The sequence below is a fragment of the Cryocola sp. 340MFSha3.1 genome, from assembly GCF_000383315.1.
Classification (GTDB): domain Bacteria; phylum Actinomycetota; class Actinomycetes; order Actinomycetales; family Microbacteriaceae; genus Leifsonia.
Genome location: NZ_KB911088.1, coordinates 1,461,504 through 1,478,161, shown reverse-complemented (window position 1 = coordinate 1,478,161; position 16,658 = coordinate 1,461,504). Strand labels below are relative to the sequence as shown.

Here is a 16,658-nt window from a genome sequence, read left to right as displayed (position 1 = left end):
AATAACTTAGCACGCTTCTTACGGATGGGAATAGGATGTCGGCATGACACCGGCTCGGGATGACGCGCGACGCGACGCACGCCGCATCTCCGCATCCCTCACCGATCCCCGCGTGATCGACCCGCGGCAGGAACTCGTCCGGCACGACGACCTGAGCGAGGAGGAGCTGGCCCAGATCGTCCGGCTGCTCGCCGCGATGCGTGAGTGGCGCGACGCCGACCAGCGGCTCAGCTTCGAATCCCGCACGCACATGAAGCTCAACGAGACCGACATGCGGGCGCTGCGGTACATCATCGCGTCGATGAACGCCGACGTCCCGGTCACCGCCGGGGCGCTGTCCGACCACCTCCACATCTCCACCGCGTCCACGACGAAGCTGCTCGACCGCCTGGAGCGTGCCGGCCACGTCGTCCGCCGCCCGCATCCCACCGACCGCCGCGCCGTCACCGTCGAGATCACGCCGGAGACGCACCGCGAGGTCCGCCGGACCATGGGGCTGCAGCACGCCCGCCGGTTCGAGGTGGCGCGGTCTCTCAGTCCCCAGGACCGTGACACGGTGACCCGATTCCTCCGCGACCTCAGCGAGACGACGCTGGCGTCGGTTCCTGCTGTGGGCGCGGGTTCGGGCGATCCGGATGCTCCTGCGCCGGACTCCGGTCCGGATTCTGCTGCCCGGTCGGGCGCGCGACGCGGCTAGCCGCCTTCGGGTGCTCCGCCTCGTACACGATGCGGTTCGCCATCCCGTTGAAGATCACGCCGTGGAACGGCAGGATCGCGAACCAGTAGAGCCGCCCCGAGAGTCCGCGCGGGAAGAACACGGCGCGCTGCCGGTACTGCGATCCCCCGCCCTCGCGCGGACGGACCGCGAGCTCCAGCCAGGCACGCCCCGGAACGCGCATCTCGGCGCGCAGCCGGAGGCTGCTCCCCCGCTCGATCCGCTCGACCCGCCACCAGTCGAGAGCGTCGCCCGTGTTCAGGTGGTCGGCGTCGCGGCGTCCGCGGCGGAGGCCCACACCGCCGACCAGCTTGTCCGCCCAGCCGCGGAGCGCCCAGGCCAGCGGGAACGAGTACCAGCCGCGCTCTCCGCCGATGCCTTCGACGACGCGCCACAGCATCTCGGGGTCGGCGGTCGAGTCGCGTTCGCGCAGGTCGGTGTAGACGGTGTGCCCCGACCATTCGGGGTCGCTCGGCAGCGGATCGCTGGGCGCCCCCGCAACCGACGCGTCCTGCCAGCTGGTCTCCACCTCCCCCGACCGCTCGCGCGCCAGGGCCAGCCGGACCGCCCGGCGATACGGGGTCAGCCCTTCTGTCGGCGGCGGGATGACGGCGTCGATGTCGTGCTCGCGCATCACGCAGTCGTATTGCAGCGACTCGATGATGGGGACGGCGAGGCTGCGCGGGATGGGCGTGACGAGGTTGACCCACTGCGACGCGAGCCACGGGGTGAACACCGGCAGGGACGCGATCGGTCGTTGCGGCAACCCCGCCTCCAGGGCGTAGGCGTTCATCATCTGGCCGTAGCGGAGGATGTCCGGGCCGCCGATGTCGAAGGCGCGCGACACCTCCGGCGGGAGCTCGGCGGCCTCGAGCAGATAGTGCAGGACGTCGCGGATGGCGATCGGCTGGATGCGGTTGCGCACCCAGCGCGGCGCCGGCATGTACGGCAGCACCTCGGTCAGGTGCCGGATCATCTCGAACGAGGCGGACCCGGAGCCGATCACGACGCCCGCCTGGAAGACCACGGTCGGGACGCCGGAGTCGAGCAGGATGCGGCCGACGGCCACGCGCGAGCGCAGATGCCGCGAGAGCTCGCCGTCCGGGTGCAGGGCGCCGAGGTAGACGATCCTGCGGACGCCCGCCGCCTTGGCCGCCTCCGCGACCGTGCGAGCCGCCGCGGACTCCTCCTCGTCGAAGTCGCCACGGGCCCGCATCGAGTGGACGAGGTAGTAGACGACGTCCACATCCCGGACCGCGCGGGCTACGGCATCGGCATCGTGCAGGTCGCCCTCCACCACCTCCACCTCGCCCGCCCACGGCACGTCCGTCAGCTTCTGCGGCGAGCGCGCCAGCACCCGGACGTCGTGACCGCGGGCGAGCAACCGCGGGACGAGGCGGCCGCCGATGTAGCCGGTGGCGCCGGTGACCAGGATGCGGGAGGGGCTCATGGGGGCGACAGTACGCCCGTGGGCGAACATCCGGGCATGGCAGCCGTTCGGCGTCGCATCGAACGGGGGAACCATCCTGTACGTTTTTCGTATGGGCAAGCTCGTCTACGGCGGAACCACCGAGATCGGTTTCGAGGACAGGGTGCTGGCGCACCTGCAGATCGTGGTGGGACTGAAGCTCCGCCGCAAGGAGGGTTTCTTCTTCTCCTGGCGCGACGAGCAGGGCGTCGGCGACGGTCGCAGTGCGATCTGGATCGACCCGGCCATCCCGCTGCTCTTCCGTTACAGCGGCGGCCGGTACCCCCGCATCAACAAGGCCTGGCTGGAACAGCTGACGGCGTCGTCGAACAGCTCGCAGGGCCTCCAGCTGACCGAGGAGATCGGCGCGCTCGGCGCGGACGAGGTCGACGCGGATTCGCCTCCCGGGCGCTGACCGCATCCACACGCAGACAGCATTCACACGTATCCACACGCAGAAGGACCCCGCACCGATCAGGTGCGGGGTCCTTCTTCTCGTACTCTCGCTCAGCGCAGGTACTCGAGCAGCTCCGGGGAGCGGAGGCGCTTGAGGCTGCGGGTCTCCAGCTGGCGGACGCGCTCACGGGTGATGCCGTACACCTCGCCGACCTCGTCGAGCGTCATCGGCTTCTGACCGTCGAGGCCGAAGCGCATGCGCACGACCTTCGCGTCGCGCGGCGGCAGCTCGCGGAGGCGCTCCTCCAGGTCCCGGTGACGGAACTCCACCTCGACGGCCTCCGGCGGACCGGCGAAGTCGCCGTCCTCGATCAGGTCGCCGAGCTCGGCGCCCTCGTTCTCGCCGACTGGCACGGCCAGCGAGACGGTCTCCGAGTCGCTCATCTGCAGCTTGTGGACCTCGGCGGGGTCGAGGTTCGAGGCCTCGGCCATCTCCTCCAGGGTGGGGGTGCGGCCCAGCTCCCCGCCCAGGTCGCGGCGGATGCGGTCCAGCTTGTCGATCTTCTCCACCGTGTGCACGGGGATGCGGATGAGGCGGGCCGTGTCGGCGATCCCGCGGAGGATCGACTGGCGGATCCACCAGGTGGCGTACGTGGAGAACTTGTTGCCCGTGCGGTAGTCGAACTTCTCGACGGCGCGGACGAGACCGAGGTTGCCCTCCTGGATGAGGTCCATCACGGGGAGGCCGCGGCCGGCGTAGCGCTTGGCGATGCTCACCACCAGGCGGAGGTTCGCCTCGATGAACCGCTCGAACGCGCGCTTGCCGTCATCGGCGAGGTACTGCAGCTCGCGCTTCTCGCGGGGGGTCAGGTTCGGGCGGATCGCCAGCCGCTCTCCGGCCAGCACTCCCACCTCGATCCTCTTGGCCAGGGCGACTTCCTCGTCGGCGGTCAGCAGCCGCGTGCGGCCGATGGCGTTGAGGTAGTCCCGTACCGGGTCGCTGGTAACTTCGAGCGTCGTCATCGTGTCATCCCATTCAGCCCGTGTACGCACGGGCGACCTCGTTTAAGTGCTCTCAGTTCGGGTGCGCCACCTCCCCGTCCGGGTCGGTGGTTCGTTAGCCACGATAAGCAATGCACCCCGTACCCCAACAAGGGGTTGACAGGGGTACCAGCGGTGCGCTACCGGACCCTGAGAACAAGTGAACGCCGGTTTGTCAAGGCTCTCCCTTCGGATACACAGGACCCGTACAGTCCCCCGAGTGACAGCTCACACATCGCAGAGGAACGCGGCGTCGCTGAAGACGATCCGCACAGCCATCCCCGCTCGCATGGACCGCCTCCCCTGGTCCCGCTTCCACTGGCTCGTCGTCGTCGGACTCGGGACCGTGTGGATCCTGGACGGCCTCGAGGTGACCATCGTCGGCGCCATCGGAAGCCGCCTGACCGAACCCGACAGCGGCCTCGGACTCACCACCGCCCAGGTCGGACTCGCGGCGGCCATCTACGTCGCCGGCGCCTGTACCGGCTCCCTGGTGTTCGGCTATCTGACCGACCGGTTCGGTCGCAAGAAGCTGTTCATCATCACCCTGGGCCTCTACCTGGTGGCGACGGTGCTGACCGCGTTCGCCGTCACCCCGTGGATGTTCTTCCTGTTCCGGTTCTTCACCGGCGCCGGCATCGGCGGCGAGTACGCGGCCATCAACTCCGCGATCGACGAGCTGATCCCGGCCCGGCGGCGCGGACTGGTCGACCTGGCCATCAACGGGTCGTACTGGCTCGGGACGGCGTTCGGCGCCATCCTCACCGTGTTCCTGCTGAACACCGACATCTTCGCCCCGAACATCGGCTGGCGCATCGCGTTCGGTCTCGGCGCGGTGCTCGGCCTCGTCATCCTGCTGGTCCGCCGGAACGTGCCGGAGTCGCCGAGGTGGATGTTCATCCACGGCCGCGACGAGGAGGCCGAGAAGCTCGTCGACGAGATCGAGGAGAGCGTCGAGAAGGACACCCATCAGAAGCTCGAGGCGGTGCCCAGCGACCGCGAGATCGAGATCCACCAGCGCCGCTCCACCGGTTTCGGCGAGATCGTGCGCGTTGCGATCACGCAGTACCCGAAGCGGTTCGTGCTCGGCCTCTCGCTGTTCATCGGCCAGGCGTTCCTCTACAACGCCGTGTTCTTCACCTATTCGCTGGTGCTCACCAAGCTGCTGAACGTTCCGGACGACGTGGCGCCGTGGGCGCTGGTCCCGATCGCGATCGGCAACTTCCTCGGGCCGTTCCTGCTCGGGCACCTGTTCGACACGGTCGGGCGGAAGTTCATGATCACCCTCTCGTACGTCGGCAGCGGCGTCCTGCTGGTCGGGACGGCCATCCTGTTCGACTCCGGTGTGCTGGACGCGTTCTGGCTCACCGTGTGCTGGATGGTCGTGTTCTTCTTCGCGTCGGCCGGCGCCAGCGCGGCGTACCTCACCGTCAGCGAGATCTTCCCGATGGAGACCCGGGCCATGGCGATCGCGTTCTTCTACGCGGTCGGAACCGGCATCGGCGGCATCATCGGCCCGATCCTGTTCGGGAACCTGATCGAGGGCGGCATCCACTCGGTGGTCATCGGGTACTACATCGGGGCCGGCCTGATGATCGCGGCCGGGCTCGTGGAACTGTTCCTCGGCGTGAACGCGGAGGGCAAGTCGCTCGAGGAGATCGCGTCCCCGCTCTCCGCCTCGACGAAGGCGCAGGATCCCGCGAAGCGCTGACGCCTCTCACAAGCCGACAGCTCCTGAGTTTTTCGCCCCCGCGACGGCGTGTCGCGAGGAAAAACTCAGGAGCTGTTGGCGTGTGTCAGCTGGTGGAGAGGAGTTCGAGGAGGGCGGGCTCCGGGGCGCGACCGCCGGAGGTGTCGATGACCTCGCCGCTGCGGTAGCGGTCGAAGATGCGCGGGTCGATGTAGCTGTTGCGCGCGATCGCCGGGGTGTTGCCGAGGGCTGCGGCCGCCTCGTTCACGGCGGCGCTGATCCGCTTCTTCCTCTGGGAGTCGGAGCCGGCGACACCCAGCTCGGCGAGCGCCTCCGCCGCGACGATGGTGCCGTGCAGCGTCCGGAAGTCCTTCGCGGTGAACTCGCCCCGCGTCTGCCGGCGAATGTACTCGTTCAGGGACGCCGGACGGATGGAGTGCCAGGTGCCGTCCTTCCACGACAGCAGCCGTGAACGCTGGCCGCGGAGCGCCTGGATCTGCCGCAGCAGTTCGGCCAGGTCGGCGTCGGTGATCGTGCTCGTCCACTTCTGCGCCGACTTCGCGGGGAACGTCAGCGTGATGTCGTCGTCCTCGATGCGGGCGTGCCTGCAGAGCAGGGTGGTCAGCCCGCGACTGCCGTTGGCGTGCAGGTACTCCTCGCTGCCGATGCGGACGCTGCCGAGGTCGATAATGCGGAAGGCTGCGGCGAGGATGCGGTCCCGGCCGAACCCCTCCTCCCGGAGGTCCATGGTCACCTTGCGGCGCGCCGAGGGCAGGGTCTCGGCCAGCTGCGCGGCCCGCTCGAACTTGACGCGATCCTGGTGCAGCCTCCACGAGTCGTGATAGCGGTACTGCCGTCGGCCGGCCTGGTCCGTCCCGACCGCCTGGATGTGCCCGCGGGCGTCCGGCGAGATCCACACGTCCTGCCAGGCGGGCGGGAGCACGAGCGAGCGGATGCGTTCCAGCTCGCGCTCGTCGACGATCGTGTTGCCCGCCTCGTCCTCGTACACCGGTCCCGAGTCCGTCATCCTCCGGTGGTAGCCGGGGCCGGACGGGTTGCTGCGCTTCAGCCGCGTCACGCGGGTTTCTTCGCAGACTTCTTGGCCGGGGCCTTTCGCGTGGATGCGGTGGACGACTTCGATGAGGCGGACTTCGATCCGGAGGCGGAGCTCTTCCGCGCCGCCGGCTTCTTCTCGTCGGACTTCTCGCCAGAGGACTTCGACGAGCGACTGCGCTCGACGCTGCGCTGCAGAGCCTCCATCAGGTCGATGACCTCGCCACCGCCCTTCTTCTCCTCCGCCTCCTCGCCGAAGGTGGCGGCGGTGTCGACGCTCTCCCCCTGCTCCAGCTTGGCGTCGATGAGCTTGCGCAGCTCGTCCTGGTACTCGTCGCTGAACTTCTCCGGCTCGAAGTCGCCGGCGAAGCTCTCCATCAGGGCGCTCGACAGCTGCAGCTCGCGGTCCGAGATGCGCGGGGTCTGGTCCAGCGACGGGAAGTCGGCCTCCCGGATCTCGTCGTGCCAGAGCAGCGTCTGCAGCACGAGCAGGTTGCCGCGCACGCGCAGCGCGCCCAGCCGGGTCTTCTGGCGGAGGGCGAACTCCACGATCGCTGTACGCTCCTCGTCCTCCAGCGTCTTCCGCAGCAGCGCGTACGCCTTCAACGACTTGGAATCCGGCTCCAGGTAGTAGCTGCGGTCGAACATGAGCGGGTCGAGCTGGTCGTTCGGGACGAACTCCACCACGTCGATCTCGCGGCTGCGCTCCGAGGGCAGCGACGCCATGTCCTCGGCGGTCAGGATGACGGTGCGCTCACCGTCGTCGTACGCCTTGACGATGTGCTCGTAGGGGATCACCTTGCCGTCGATCTCGCAGCGCCGCTGGTAGCGGATGCGGCCGCCGTCCGCGTCGTGCACCTGGTGCAGCGGCACGTCGTGATCCTCGGTCGCGCTGTATACCTTCACCGGAACGTTGACCAGACCGAAGGTGATCGCGCCCGTCCAAATGGCCCTCATGTGCCCATCGTGTCCGGCAAGTGTCGCATTTTCAAGCCATGATCAGGGAATGCGCCGGAACGCATCCGCGACCGCACGGCCCGGGCGTACGGTGAGGGCATGGCCGCGCAGGACACCGAGGTCGTCGAGATCGACGGCCACCGCCTCAAGCTGACCAACCTCGACAAGGTCATGTACCCGGAGACCGGGACGACGAAGGCCGATATCTTCGGCTATTACAACGCCGTCGCCGACGTGATGATCCCGCACGTGCGCGACCGGATCGCCACGCGCAAGCGCTGGGTGCACGGCGTCGGGACGCCCGACGACCCGGCGGAGGTGTTCTTCCAGAAGAACCTCGACCCGGCATCCACCCCGGACTGGGTGCGCCAGGCATCCATCACCCACAAGACCAGCACGAACACCTACCCGCTGGTCAACGACCGCGCGACGCTCATCTGGCTGGCGCAGATCGCGTCGCTCGAGATCCACGTGCCGCAGTGGCGAGTGGGACGCGGCGGCGAGCGGAAGAATCCGGACCGGCTGGTGCTCGACCTCGACCCCGGCGACGGCGTCACCCTCGTCGACTGCGCGGAGGTCGCCCGGCTTGCCCGGGCCATCCTCACCGACATGGGGCTCGACCCGATGCCGGTCACGTCCGGCTCCAAGGGCATCCACCTCTATGCCGCCCTCGACGGGTCGCAGACCAGCGACCAGATCAGTGCGGTGGCGCACGAGCTGGCGCGCGCGCTCGAAGCCGACCATCCCGACCTCATCGTGAGCGACATGAAGAAGTCGCTGCGCGCCGGGAAGGTGCTCGTCGACTGGAGCCAGAACAACGGCGCGAAGACGACGATCGCGCCGTACTCGCTGCGCGGCCGCTTCCATCCCACCGTCGCGGCGCCCCGCACCTGGCGCGAGCTCGCCTCCAAGAACCTGGAGCACCTGGACTACCGCGAGGTCATGCAGCGGCTGAAGCGCCGGGGAGACCCGCTGGCGGAGCTCTCCGCCGGGCACGGTGGTCACGCGTCGGAGCCGGATCGGCTGTCCACCTACCGCTCGATGCGGGATGCGGCCAAGACCCCCGAGCCGGTGCCCGCCGAGCGGCCCGCGGCCCGGGAGGGACGCTCGTTCGTCATCCAGGAGCACCACGCCCGGCGACTCCACTGGGACTTCCGGCTCGAGAACGACGGCGTTCTCGTCAGCTGGGCGCTGCCGAAGGGCACGCCGACCGACACCAAGCAGAACCACCTCGCGGTGCACACCGAGGACCATCCGCTCGAATACGGCAGCTTCGCGGGCGACATCCCGCACGGCGAGTACGGGGCCGGGCACGTCGACATCTGGGACCACGGCGACTATGAGCTGGAGAAGTGGCGCGACGACGAGGTGATCGCCACGCTGCACGGCCAGCCGGACGGCGGGCTCGGCGGGGAGCCGCGGAAGTTCGCGCTCATCCGCACGGCGCAAGGCGGCGACGAGAAGAACTGGCTCATCCACCTCATGAAGACGGAGGGGCAGGACGGACATTCGGAGCCGAAGGATCGGGCGGCGGCGCGGTCGAAGCACGCCTCCGCGGCGGCCTCCCGCGAGCCGGGGCCGGCGATCACCGGTGACCCGGTCTCCCCCATGCTCGCAACGCTCGGCTCGCAGGCCGACGTGACCGATGAGGACGAGTGGGCGTTCGAGATGAAGTGGGACGGAATTCGGGCCATCGCGGAGGTGCGCGGCGGCCGGCTGCGGCTCACCACACGCAACGGCAACGACGTGACCGTCACGTATCCCGACCTCTCCGGGCTCGTGGACCTCGCGGGCGACCACGACCTCGTCCTGGACGGCGAGATCGTCACGCTCAACCCGAAAGGCCGGCCCGACTTCGGGCTGCTGCAGACGCGGATGGGACTGACCCGGCCCGGCGACGTGCAGTCCGCCCTCACACGAGCGCCCGCGCACTACATGGTGTTCGACGTGCTGGAGGTGGACGGGAAGAAGCACACGCGCGACACCTACGACGAGCGCCGTGAACTCCTCGGCGAGGTGCTGCGGCCGGACCGAGGCGACCCGGTGCAGGTGCCGCCGGCGTTCGACGGGGACCTCGAGCACTCCATCGCATCCAGCCGGGAGCTCGGCCTCGAAGGCGTCATGGCCAAGCGCCGCGACAGCACCTACGCGACCGGCCGGCGCTCGCGCTCGTGGATCAAGATCAAGCACCACCTCACGCAGGAGGTCGTCATCGGCGGGTGGACCCCCGGAAACGGGCGCCGGGCGAACACCATCGGAGCACTGCTGCTCGGCATCCCGGACGGCGACACCCTGCGCTACGTCGGCAAGGTCGGGACCGGATTCACCGACCGTGTCCTGGACGATCTGGCCGCCAAGCTCGGAGCGCACGAGCGCAAGACGCCGCCTCTGGAGGGCGTGCCGTCCGCCGACGCGCGCGGCGCCCACTGGGTGCGGCCGGAACTCGTCGGCGAGGTCGAGTTCGCCGAATGGACCGGGCCCGGGCGACTGCGGCAGCCGTCTTGGCGCGGGCTCCGGCCCGACAAGCGGCCGGACCAGGTCGTCCGGGAGTCGTGATCCTCGTCGAAGTGCACGTCGTGGCGGTTATTTCGCGCGAATAGCGACCACTACGTGCACTTCGACGAGGGATTCAGGGCGTCGGCGCGAGCGCGTCGTAGCGGCGGAACGAGCCCTGGATGCGGGCGATCACGCCGACCAGCACGACGATCAGCAGGCCGCCGAGGAGCGGCGGGAACCAGAGGGCACCGGTCACGGCGAGCACACCGATGTACAGGTCGCCGAGACGCGGACCGCCGGTGACGACGACGGTGAACACGCCCTGGAGCCGGCCGCGCATCGCATCCGGCGCGGAGGCCTGCAGGATCGTCATCCGGAAGATCGAGCTGACGTTGTCGGCCGCTCCCGACGCGGCGAGCAGCACCGTCGCCGCGATGAGGGCGGGCAGGTTCGCCTCGACGAGGGACGCGCCGCCGCCGGCCGTGCCGGTGAAGGCGACCACCGCCAGCACGATCCCGAAGCCGAGGATGCTGGCCCCGTAGACGATGATGGCCCGTTCGACCGCGCGGCCCTGCCAGCGGACCCCGCCGAGCCGCCCGGAGAAGACGCTCGAGAGCAAGGTTCCGACCGCCCCGGCGGCCGTCAGGATGCCCACCGTGATCGGTCCGCCGCCGATCAGCAGCGCACCCACCGCGGGGAACAGCGCACGCGGCTGACCGAACGTCATGGCGATGACGTCGAGCACGAACGTCATGCTGAGGTTCGGCGCAGTGCGGAGGAACCGCAGACCCTCCAGCACCGAGGAAAGACCCGCGCTCTTCCGCTCGCCCTCCGGCACGATGGACGGGAGGGTGAAGATGCCCAGGAACGCGGCCGTGAAGAGCACCGCATCCACCGTGTACGTCCACGGGATGCCGACGGTCGCAACCAGCAGGCCCGCCAGCGCCGGGCCGACGGTCACCATGACGCCCATGCTGATGCCGCCCAGGGCGCTGGCCGCGGGGAGCAGGCTCACCGGGAGCAGGCGCGGCGTGATCGCCTGGCGGGTCGCCCCGATCATCACTCCGGCCACGGCGTTGATCGTCGTGATGACGTACAGCGGCCAGACGACCGGGATGTGCATCCAGGCCAGGAGCGCGAGCGCGGCCGTCGACGACCATGCGACGATCGCGGTCACCAGCGCGACGGTGCGCCGGTCGAAGGCGTCGGCGAGGACGCCGCCGTAGAGGCCGAAGACGATCATGGGGACCAGGGCGAAGAGCGCCACCAGCGACACCGCGAGCGTCGAGTGCGTGAGGTCGTAGATGTGCAGCCCGACCGCGACGATGGTCATCTGCGAGCCGATGCCGGAGATCGCACCGCCCGCCCAGAGCCGGGCGAAGGCCGGGGACTCGCGCAGCGGCGAGAGGTCGACGAAATGGCGACGCCGCGACAGGGTCTCAGCCGGTGGTGCCGAGGGGTCCGCGGGGGCGGTCGGGTCGGGGAGGCCGGTCCGGTCGGTGCCGGTCCGGTCGGAGCCGATCCGATCGGCGCCGATCCGGTCGGGGCTCGGGTGCGGCTCCGTCCCGCGCTGCCGGTCCGTGCTCAGAAGCGAGGCTGCTTGCTGAGGCGCACCGCGGCGGTCGAGAAGACGACGCCCGCGAGCATGATCACCACGGTGATCGCCTGGAGCAGCACCTGGAAGAACGGGGTGAACGGCGTCACGGAGACCCAGAGCCACAGGATCGCGCCGATGAGCGTGATGACGTAGCTGAAGGTGCGGCGGGCGTAGAGCGCGTTGAGCGACACGACAGTGGCCGCGACCGTGACCTGGAAGAAGGGCAGGAAGTCCTCCGCGTTGCCGGTCCAGGTGGCCACGAGGCTCCACACGCCGATGACCAGCGACGCGAGCACGACGATCGTGGCGAGGAGGTTGCCGAGGGCCGTCGGAAGGGTCGTGCTGAGGCTGCGGACGAGCGTGCCGTGCTCGTCGCTGCCGACGACGTCGCGCTGCTGTTCGTTGGGCTGGGAGATGACGTGCGTGCTCACGCCGTCGATCCTACCGCCCGCGGCGACGTCCCGCAGAGGCCGTCCACAGGGCGGGTCGTGCGCAGTCGTCCACAGCTCCGCGACCCCGGGCGTTCTCCACAGACAGCGGGGATGCGCGCCTCACCACGCGGGCCCGGCGTACGTTGGCGGTATGGCAGCATCCCGTCGTCGCACCCGATCGCGCACCTCGCGCCGCGCTCCCCGTCGCCTCTCGCTCCCCGCCCGCCTCAAGAGGTGGGATGCGAGGGTCGCGTCACGCATCAACGCGCGCACGACGGGCGCGGTGTCGGACGGGTTCTGGCGCGGCCTCACACTCGCGGCCAACCACGGCAAGTTGTGGTTCGCCGCGGCGGCCGTCCTGGTCGCCCTGGGCCGCCCGCGGGCGGCGGTTCGGGGGCTCGCCTCGCTCGGCATCGCCAGCTTCGTCGCCAACCTGGTCGGCAAGCGGCTGGTCGGCGGCGACCGGCCGGCGCTCACGTCCATCCCGCTCGCGCGTCGGCTGGAGCGCTCCCCCACCTCGCCGTCATTCCCGTCCGGGCACACGGCGAGCGCCGCCGCCTTCGCGACCGGAGCGGCGCTGGAGTGGCCCGCGGCCGGCGCGGTGCTCGCGCCGCTGGCCGCGGGCGTCGGATACTCGCGCCTGCACACCGGAGCACACTGGCTGTCCGACGTCGCCGGAGGCGCCGCGATCGGCGCGGGGGCCGCCGTCGCGCTGAAGCTCGCCGCCCCGGCGGTGAAGACCGCCGCGCGCCGCGACCCGCCGACGGCCCGCGTGATCGACCTCCCGGCGACCGAAACCGGCGATGGCGTGTTCATCGTGGTGAACCCGGGCTCCGGTCGCGGGCTCGGCGGCCCGGAGCCAGGGCCGCTGTTGCGGAAACGGCTGCCGCAGGCCGACATCCACGAGCTGGCGGACGGCGACGACATCGGCGAGGTGATCGAGGGCCGGCTCGGTGCGGAGACGCCGCCGCGCGTGCTCGGCGTCTACGGCGGTGACGGCACGGTCGCAGCGGTCGCCCAACGGGCTCGGGCCGCGGACCTCCCGCTCCTGGTGTTCCCGGGCGGGACGTTCAACCACTTCGCGAAGGCCGCCCTGCTCGACACCGTCGACGCGACGCTGCAGGCGCTGGCCGACGGGTCCGGCCGCCAGGTCGATGTCGCTGACCTGACATTCGGCACCGGCGAGACGATCACCGTACTGAACACGGCCTCGGTCGGCATCTACCCGTCGTTCGTCGAAGAGCGCGAGAAGCACGAGAAGCGGCTCGGCAAGCCGATCGCTGCGCTGATCGCGGCGATCCGGGTCGTCCGCCGCGGCGATCCCCTGCAGATCGAGATCGACGGGCGACCGCGAACGGTCTGGTCGGTGTTCGTCGGCGTCGACCGGTACTACCCGGTCGCGGTCGCGCCGATCGAGCGGCGGCGGCTCGACGACCACCTGCTCGACGTGCGCATCCTGTTCGCCGGCGGGAAGCCACGATCCCGCGGCGCGGTCGCCCTCGCCTTCGGCGGCAGGACCGACGCCCTGGTCGCCCGGCTGCCCTTCCTGCAGGGGCCGCCCGCACTCGAGGCGCGCACCGTCGAGGAGATCACCATCGCGGCGCGGGGCGATGACCCGGGCTACGCGCACGACGGCGAGGCGTCGACCGAGACGCCCGGCGACCCCCGGAAGATCACCCTCCGGATGCGGCCGGCAGCTCTGAAGGTGTACTCGCCGAAGGCGTGACGCGCACCGACGGTGCGGTCAGCCGCGGCGCTGGAGCACCCCCTTCACGTACGCGGCCTGGCCGGCGTGCTGCAGGTCGTCCGAGATCACGCTGACCAACCGCACCGCCAGCGTGACCGGCGGATCCCACTGCCGGTCGACGACGCGGGCGAGATCGTCGTCGGTGAGCGTTCGGACGAACTCCTCGGTACGTGCGTGGACCGCCTCGTGATACCCGACCAGGTCGGTCGCGCTCACGTCGGCGAGCTGCGCGACATCGTCGGAGCTGTGGCCGTACCCGGTGTCGGAGACATCGAACGGCAGGGCGAAGCGCTCCGCCCATCCCTCCTCCGTCCACGCCTGAGCGCGGCCGGCGACCTCGGAGACGTGATCGTCCTGCACCCGCGTCAGATGCCAGACCAGCCACGCGATCGAGTTCGCGTCCGGGTCGACCCGGCCTCCCAATGTCTCGGCGTCCAATCCGCGGACGGTGCTGCGCACCACCCCCGCGATCCGGTCGAATGCATCGATCAGAAGCTCGCTGCTCGCGGTCACGTATCCTCCTCGCATCGTCCGCCCCGCACGATACGCCGCCCACGCTCCGCTCAGTGCACGGCAGCCTCCCGCGCCGGAAGCGGCTCGGGAGCCGCCGGGCCGACATACCGCGACGACGGCCGCAGGATCTTCCCGTCGGCCGCCTGCTCCAGGATGTGCGCCGTCCACCCCACCACCCGCGCGGCGGCGAACGTCGGCGTGAACATCGACCGGGGGATGCCGCAGAGCTCCATCACGACACCCGCGTAGAACTCCACGTTCGTGTGCAGCTCCCGGCCCGGCTTCAGCTCCGCGAGGAGCTCCTGCACCCGTCGCTCGACCTGCACCGCAAACTCGACCCGCGGGCCACCGAAACCTTCGGCGAACTCGCGCAGCATGCGCGAACGCGGATCCTCCGTGCGGTACACCGCATGCCCGAAGCCCATCACGCGGCCACCCTCCGAGAGCGTGCGCCGCACCCACTCGTCCGTCCGGTCCGGCGTGCCGATCTCATCCAGCGTGTCCAAGGCTCGGCTCGGCGCGCCGCCGTGCAGGGGCCCGGACAGCGCGCCCAGCGCCCCGCCGACCGCCGACGCGAGATCCGCCCCGGTCGACGCGATCACGCGGGCGGTGAATGTGGAAGCATTGAACCCGTGATCGATCGCCGCGGTCATGTACGCGCTCAGCGCGCGCTCCTCCTGCGGCGTCGGTTCGCGACCCGTCACCAGCTGGAGGTACCCGGCGACGTATCCCAGATCGTCCCGGGGCTCGAGCGGCGCACGTCCTTCCGCGAGCGCGTGGAGCGCGGCGAGCAGGACGGGCGTGACCGCGGCCGTGCGGATGGCGTCCTCCACCCGCGCCTCCGGGCTCTCGTCGTAAACCGGACGCGCCCCGTCAGCCGCGGCAACCGCAGTGAGAGCCATGCGCAGACCGGCCAGCGCGTCCCCGCCCGCAGTCAACCGGGCGATCGCCGGGAGCAGGTCGCGCACCTGGGACGGGACCGACCGGGCCGCCACGATGCGCGCGCGGAACGCCTCCAGCTCCGCCGGGGTCGGCAGCGACCCGAAGAGCAGCAGGTGCCACGCCTCCTCGAACGTCCGCTCGCGCGCCAGGTCGACGGCCGAGTACTGCCGGTAGTGGTAAAAGCCTTCGTGACCGCGCACATCGCCGAGCTCCGTCCGCGCCGCGACCACGTTGGTGAGGCCGCGGGGAACGTCGATGAGGGTGTCATCCATCCTGTCCATATCGGTAGTGTGAACGTGGATGCAACACATCGTCAACGTTGATCGGATCAATATGGATGCGCTCCCCCGCCTCACCGCCGACCAGACCGCCGAGCGGCTCGGCGTGAAGCTGGAGACCCTGTACGCGTACGTCGCGCGCGGTCGGCTCGGACGCGAACGCACCGCGGAGGGCTCGACCTTCGACCCTCTGGAGGTCGAGCGCTTCGCGGCGAGCAGGCGCCGTCGTCCATCCGCCGACGGCGGGCACTCCGAGGGTCGCCCGTTGATGGTGATCGAGACCGCCTTCGCCCTCATCGAGGACGGCGAGCTGCGCTATCGCGGCCGCCCCGTCGACGAGCTCGCCGCCGAGCCGTTCGAGACCGTCGCGCGCTGGGCGCTCACCGGCGAATGGGATGCGGCGGCGCGATTCGCGCCCGGAACCGGGGTCGATGCTGCGCGGGCCGTGGCCCGCGCCCTCCCCGCTGCGGCAGGCGACCGCGACCGCCAGCTGGTCGCGGTGAGCGCCTTCGCGGCTTCCGACCCGCTGCGTGCCTCCCTCGACCCGGCCGCCGTGGCATCCGCCGCCGAGCGCCTGGTGGCCGGGATGGTCGAGGTGCTCGCGCCGAGGCGGAGCATCGACCAGGGGCCGACCGCTGCGCCGTCGAACGCGAATGGCCAGCCCGACCTCGCCTCCCGCCTATTCGCACGGCTCTCCCCCGCGGCGCCGTCGGCCAACGACATCCGGCTGTTCAACGCCGCCCTCGTTCTGCTCCTCGACCACGACATCGCCGTCTCCACGCTCGCTGCCCGCGCCGCGGCGTCGGCCCGCGCCACCCCGTACGGCGTCGTCGTCGCCGGACTCGGCGCGCTCGACTCGCCGCTACACGGCAACGCCAGCCGGGCGGCGCACCAGCTTCTGGCGCGCGTCGTCGCCGGTGAGGACCCGGCCCGCGCGGTCGCCGACGCCGTGGTCGCATCGCACGGACCCGTTCCGGGATTCGGCCAGCCCCTCTACCCGACGGGCGATCCGCGGGCGCGCATCCTGCTCGGGATGCTGGCTGACGAGCCACGCCATGCTGCCGTCACTGCGGCGGTGGAGGCCGTCGGCGACGTGGTCCGCGAGCGCACCGGCGCGCATCCCAACGTCGACCTCGCCCTCGGCGCCCTCACCCTCGCGACGGGGATGCGCGACGACGCAGGCGAGGTCGTGTTCGCCACGGCCCGCACGGTCGGCTGGATCGTCCACGCCCTCGACGAGTACGCGCAGCGGCCGTTGCGGCTGCGGCCGGTCGGCCGGTACGTCGGCCCGTGACCGGCGCCGCGCCCGTGTGCCGCATCCCTGGGTCGCAACA

Annotated in this window: 14 protein-coding genes; 6 read left to right on the top strand and 8 right to left on the bottom strand. The window is 70.6% G+C overall.

Going from position 1 to position 16,658, the window contains the following annotated elements:
* The first annotated feature begins 43 nt into the window (after nt 1-43).
* Nucleotides 44-697, top strand: coding sequence for a MarR family winged helix-turn-helix transcriptional regulator (locus H284_RS20960; protein WP_155885516.1), 654 nt, complete (start codon nt 44-46; stop codon nt 695-697).
* Here the strand turns inward: H284_RS20960 and H284_RS0118150 are convergent.
* On the bottom strand, nt 579-2,165 hold the full coding sequence (locus H284_RS0118150; protein ID WP_020077338.1) for an SDR family oxidoreductase: 1,587 nt from the start codon (nt 2,163-2,165) through the stop codon (nt 579-581). The two genes, H284_RS20960 and H284_RS0118150, sit on opposite strands and share 119 nt — an antisense overlap.
* Before the next feature lie 91 nt (nt 2,166-2,256).
* Between H284_RS0118150 and H284_RS0118145 the strand changes: the two genes are divergently transcribed.
* Nucleotides 2,257-2,598, top strand: coding sequence for a DUF7882 family protein (locus H284_RS0118145; protein WP_020077337.1), 342 nt, complete (start codon nt 2,257-2,259; stop codon nt 2,596-2,598).
* Between the two features lie 92 nt (nt 2,599-2,690).
* Here the strand turns inward: H284_RS0118145 and H284_RS0118140 are convergent, their stop codons facing one another.
* The gene (locus tag H284_RS0118140) at nt 2,691-3,602 is read right to left on the bottom strand and encodes a sigma-70 family RNA polymerase sigma factor (protein ID WP_018191415.1); all 912 of its coding nucleotides are present in this window, start codon (nt 3,600-3,602) and stop codon (nt 2,691-2,693) included.
* Between the two features lie 307 nt (nt 3,603-3,909).
* On the opposite strand from H284_RS0118140, the gene H284_RS0118135 reads away from it, so the two are divergent.
* Nucleotides 3,910-5,331 (top strand): MFS transporter, encoded by a 1,422-nt coding sequence (locus H284_RS0118135; protein ID WP_020077336.1) that lies wholly within the window; start codon nt 3,910-3,912, stop codon nt 5,329-5,331.
* Nucleotides 5,332-5,416: 85 nt separating this feature from the next.
* Here the strand turns inward: H284_RS0118135 and H284_RS0118130 are convergent, their stop codons facing one another.
* Both H284_RS0118130 and ku read right to left on the bottom strand, forming a co-directional pair.
* Entirely contained in the window at nt 5,417-6,388 is a 972-nt protein-coding gene (locus tag H284_RS0118130) for a DNA topoisomerase IB (RefSeq protein WP_018191417.1), read from the bottom strand.
* Nucleotides 6,385-7,320: a non-homologous end joining protein Ku gene (gene ku, locus H284_RS0118125; protein ID WP_020077335.1), complete on the bottom strand. Its 936-nt coding sequence runs from the start codon at nt 7,318-7,320 to the stop codon at nt 6,385-6,387. The genes H284_RS0118130 and ku overlap by 4 nt, the downstream gene beginning before the upstream one ends.
* Nucleotides 7,321-7,419: 99 nt before the next feature.
* Between ku and H284_RS0118120 the strand changes: the two genes are divergently transcribed.
* On the top strand, nt 7,420-9,876 hold the full coding sequence (locus H284_RS0118120) for an ATP-dependent DNA ligase (protein WP_020077334.1): 2,457 nt from the start codon (nt 7,420-7,422) through the stop codon (nt 9,874-9,876).
* Nucleotides 9,877-9,949: 73 nt separating this feature from the next.
* On the opposite strand, the gene H284_RS0118115 is transcribed toward H284_RS0118120, so the two are convergent.
* Together H284_RS0118115 and H284_RS0118110 are read right to left on the bottom strand one after the other, a co-directional pair.
* A complete protein-coding gene (locus tag H284_RS0118115) occupies nt 9,950-11,251 on the bottom strand; it encodes an MFS transporter (RefSeq protein WP_196802446.1) in 1,302 nt (433 codons plus the stop codon).
* A gap of 149 nt (nt 11,252-11,400) precedes the next feature.
* Nucleotides 11,401-11,844 (bottom strand): nitrogenase-stabilizing/protective NifW family protein, encoded by a 444-nt coding sequence (locus H284_RS0118110; RefSeq protein WP_020077333.1) that lies wholly within the window; start codon nt 11,842-11,844, stop codon nt 11,401-11,403.
* Between the two features lie 151 nt (nt 11,845-11,995).
* On the opposite strand from H284_RS0118110, the gene H284_RS0118105 reads away from it, so the two are divergent.
* Nucleotides 11,996-13,570, top strand: a complete 1,575-nt coding sequence (locus H284_RS0118105) for a bifunctional phosphatase PAP2/diacylglycerol kinase family protein (protein ID WP_231371275.1) — start codon at nt 11,996-11,998, stop codon at nt 13,568-13,570.
* Between the two features lie 18 nt (nt 13,571-13,588).
* On the opposite strand, the gene H284_RS0118100 is transcribed toward H284_RS0118105, so the two are convergent.
* Complete coding sequence (locus H284_RS0118100) at nt 13,589-14,104, bottom strand: mycothiol transferase (RefSeq protein WP_018191423.1); 516 nt, start codon at nt 14,102-14,104, stop codon at nt 13,589-13,591.
* A 50-nt stretch (nt 14,105-14,154) separates the two neighbouring features.
* Entirely contained in the window at nt 14,155-15,327 is a 1,173-nt protein-coding gene (locus H284_RS0118095) for a citrate synthase (protein ID WP_020077331.1), read from the bottom strand.
* A 19-nt stretch (nt 15,328-15,346) separates the two neighbouring features.
* Between H284_RS0118095 and H284_RS0118090 the strand changes: the two genes are divergently transcribed.
* A complete protein-coding gene (locus H284_RS0118090) occupies nt 15,347-16,618 on the top strand; it encodes a citrate synthase (RefSeq protein ID WP_231371274.1) in 1,272 nt (423 codons plus the stop codon).
* Nucleotides 16,619-16,658 lie beyond the last annotated feature (40 nt).

What these genes read in the sequence shown, in the direction of transcription:
- H284_RS0118135 (WP_020077336.1), top strand. Translation starts at nt 3,910, where the DNA reads ATGGACCGCCTCCCCTGGTCCCGCTTCCACTGGCTCGTCGTCGTCGGA.
- H284_RS0118150 (WP_020077338.1), bottom strand. Translation starts at nt 2,165, where the DNA reads ATGAGCCCCTCCCGCATCCTGGTCACCGGCGCCACCGGCTACATCGGC.
- H284_RS20960 (WP_155885516.1), top strand. Translation starts at nt 44, where the DNA reads ATGACACCGGCTCGGGATGACGCGCGACGCGACGCACGCCGCATCTCC.
- H284_RS0118095 (WP_020077331.1), bottom strand. Translation starts at nt 15,327, where the DNA reads ATGGACAGGATGGATGACACCCTCATCGACGTTCCCCGCGGCCTCACC.
- H284_RS0118145 (WP_020077337.1), top strand. Translation starts at nt 2,257, where the DNA reads ATGGGCAAGCTCGTCTACGGCGGAACCACCGAGATCGGTTTCGAGGAC.
- H284_RS0118120 (WP_020077334.1), top strand. Translation starts at nt 7,420, where the DNA reads ATGGCCGCGCAGGACACCGAGGTCGTCGAGATCGACGGCCACCGCCTC.
- H284_RS0118105 (WP_231371275.1), top strand. Translation starts at nt 11,996, where the DNA reads ATGGCAGCATCCCGTCGTCGCACCCGATCGCGCACCTCGCGCCGCGCT.
- H284_RS0118140 (WP_018191415.1), bottom strand. Translation starts at nt 3,602, where the DNA reads ATGACGACGCTCGAAGTTACCAGCGACCCGGTACGGGACTACCTCAAC.
- H284_RS0118090 (WP_231371274.1), top strand. Translation starts at nt 15,347, where the DNA reads ATGCAACACATCGTCAACGTTGATCGGATCAATATGGATGCGCTCCCC.
- ku (WP_020077335.1), bottom strand. Translation starts at nt 7,320, where the DNA reads ATGAGGGCCATTTGGACGGGCGCGATCACCTTCGGTCTGGTCAACGTT.